Annotated in this window: 2 protein-coding genes; both read right to left on the reverse strand. The window is 69.2% G+C overall.

Annotated elements, in window-relative coordinates; all coding sequences use genetic code 11:
* Positions 1-2,128: condensation domain-containing protein (locus BM004_RS40450; protein WP_143072706.1), on the reverse strand; the 2,128-nt coding region annotated here is incomplete at its 3' end.
* A partial coding sequence (locus tag BM004_RS40455) for a phosphopantetheine-binding protein (RefSeq protein WP_256220324.1) occupies positions 2,128-2,691 on the reverse strand: 564 nt, incomplete at its 5' end. The genes BM004_RS40455 and BM004_RS40450, both read right to left, overlap by 1 nt.

The following is a 2,691-nucleotide window of genomic DNA, read 5'->3' on the forward strand; positions in this document are numbered from 1 at the left end:
CCCACACCGAGACGTCGAAGCTGAACGGGGTCTTCTGCAGCACCGCATCCGAGCCGTCGAGGCGGTAGGCGTCCTGCATCCAGGCCAGGCGGTTGTACAGCGCAAGGTGGCGGTTCGCCGTGCCCTTGGGTCGGCCGGTGGAGCCCGAGGTGTAGATCACGTAGGCGAGGTGCTCGCCGTGCAGGTCGAGTTCGGGGTCGGCCTCCGACTCAGCGGAAAGGTCGAGCGTGTCCAGTGCCAGAACTTCCAACGCCTCGGTGCCCGGCACCTGCAGGTGGCTCTGCGTGAGCAGCAAGGCGATGCCGCTGTCCTCGACCATGTAGGCCAGGCGGTCGGCCGGATACTCCGGGTCCAGCGGCACATACGCGCCCCCGGCCTTGAGGATCGCGAGGATGCCCACGACCATCTCGACGGAACGTTCTGCCGCGATGCCGACCTTGCTCTCGGGCTTCACGCCCAGAGCGATCAGTCGGTGCGCCAGGCGGTTCGCCCGTGCATTGAGTTCGCCGTAGCTCAAGGTCTGGTCGTCAAAGGACAGCGCGGGCGCATCGGGCCGCGCCAGCACCTGCTGCTCGATCAGCCGGTGCACCGGCTGCTCACCCGCGTGGCGCTGCCCGTTCACGCTCCACTGCCGCAGCTGTGCGCGCTCGGCCTCACCCAGAAGCTCCACCTCGCTGACCGCCTGCTCGGGCCGGTCCGCGAAGGCCTGCAGCACCGCCTGGTAGTGCTGCGCCATGCGTTCGATGGTCGATGGCTCGAACAGCTCCGCCGCGCAGCTGAAGTTCGCATGCACCCGGCCGTCCGGTGCTTCGTCGGCGATCAGCATCAGGTCGAACTGGGCCGCTTGCTCGCCGAGGTCGTAAGGTGTCAGCGCCAGGCCCTGCAGCGCCTCCAGCCCGGCGAAACCGCCGCGCTGGTGGTTGAACATCACCTGGAACAGCGGGTTGGCGCCAAGGCTGCGCTCGGGCTGCAGCGCCTCCACCAGTTGCTCGAACGGCAGGTCCTGGTGGGTCTGCGCGCCCAGCGCCGCTTCCCTCGCCTGTGCCAGCACCTGCGCGAGGCTCGAACGGTGCTGCACGATGCCGCGCAGCACCTGCGTGTTGACGAAGAAACCCACCACGCCTTCGGTCTCCAGCCGATGGCGGTTGGCGATCGGCACGCCGATGCGGATGTCCTGCTGGCCGCTGTAGCGCGCCAGCAGCGCCTGGAAGCCCGCCAGCAGCACCATGAACAGGGTCGCGTTCTCGTCCTGCGCCCGCCTCTGCAAGGCCTGCACCAACGCCTTGGGCAGCTCGGTGCCGTGCAAGCGTGCGCGGTGGCGCGCACCCGGTGCGCGCACATGATCGACCGGCAGCTGCAGCACCGGCTGCTCGGCGCCGAGGTGCGCCTTCCAGTACGCCAACTGCCGCTCGCGCTCGCCCGCCTCGAGCCAGTTGCGCTGCCAGACGGCGTAGTCCGCATACTGGACCGGCAAGGGTTCCAGCGCCGGGCCGGTGCCCTGCACCTGCGCGGCGTACTGCGCCACGAACTCGTCCACGATGATCTGCATCGACCCGCCGTCGGACACGATGTGGTGCATGACGACCACCAGCACATGCGTCTCGGCCGACAGCCGGATCAGGCCGGTTCGCAGCAGCGGGCCCTCGCCAAGGTCGAACAGGGTCTCGCTCAGGCGCCGGCTCTCCCGCTGCGCAAGGGCCTCCCGCTCAGGCAGCGAGGCCACACCGCTGAGGTCGATCAACGAGAAGTCGGGTTCGGCGGCCTCGCGGATCACCTGCTCCACCAACCCGTCGGCCACGGCGCGGAAGACCGTCCGCAGCGACGCGTGGCGCCGCACCAGCGCGGCGAAGCTCGCGCGCACGGCCTCCACGTCGAGCGCGCCCACGAGCCGGAGCGCACCGCTGATGTGGTAGGCCGTGCTCTGCGGGTCCAGCTGCCACAGGAACCACTGGCGCAGCTGCGCATAGGACACATGGCAGCGGTCCTGCGCGGCGTCTTCGCGCGGCAGGATGGGAAACTGGTCGAGCGTCAGGCCCTTGGAACGAATCCCCTCGTACACCACGCGGCGCTGCTCGGTCGACAACCGGGAGAAGCGCTCGGCGATGCGACGGGTTGCGGTGCTTTCCATCAAACGGTCTCCATGCTGTCGATCAGCGAATCGATTTCTGAAAGGGCCTGGTCCACGGGACTGCCCCGCAGGCCCTCGGCGATCCGGGCGGCCATGGCGGCCAGAGCCGGGTGCTGGAAGACGTCGCGGATCGTGAGTTCGCTGTGCATGGCGGCATGCAGGCGCGCCACGAGCCGCGCGGACAGCAGCGAGTGGCCGCCGAGTTCGAAGAAGTTGTCGTGGCGCCCCACGCGCTGCACGCCCAGCACCTCCGCCCAGATCGCGGCCAGCTTCTCTTCCGTCTCTCCCTGCGGCGCTTCGTATGCGTTGCCCGCCGAGAACTCCGGCGCGGGCAGCGCCTTGCGGTCCACCTTGCCGTTCGTGTTCAGCGGCAGGGCATCGAGCACCACCAGCACGCTCGGCACCATGTAGTCGGGCAACGCTTCGCCGAGGCGTTCGCGCAGTGCCGCCGTGTCGAGGTCTTGCCCTGACACGTAGCCCACGAGCCGCGTGCCCGTCGGGCCCTCGTTGGCGATCACCACCGCCTCTCGCACTTCGGGCTGCGCCAGCAAGCCTGCTTCGAT

This window comes from Variovorax sp. OK212 (assembly GCF_900112425.1).
Classification (GTDB): Bacteria; Pseudomonadota; Gammaproteobacteria; order Burkholderiales; family Burkholderiaceae_C; genus Variovorax.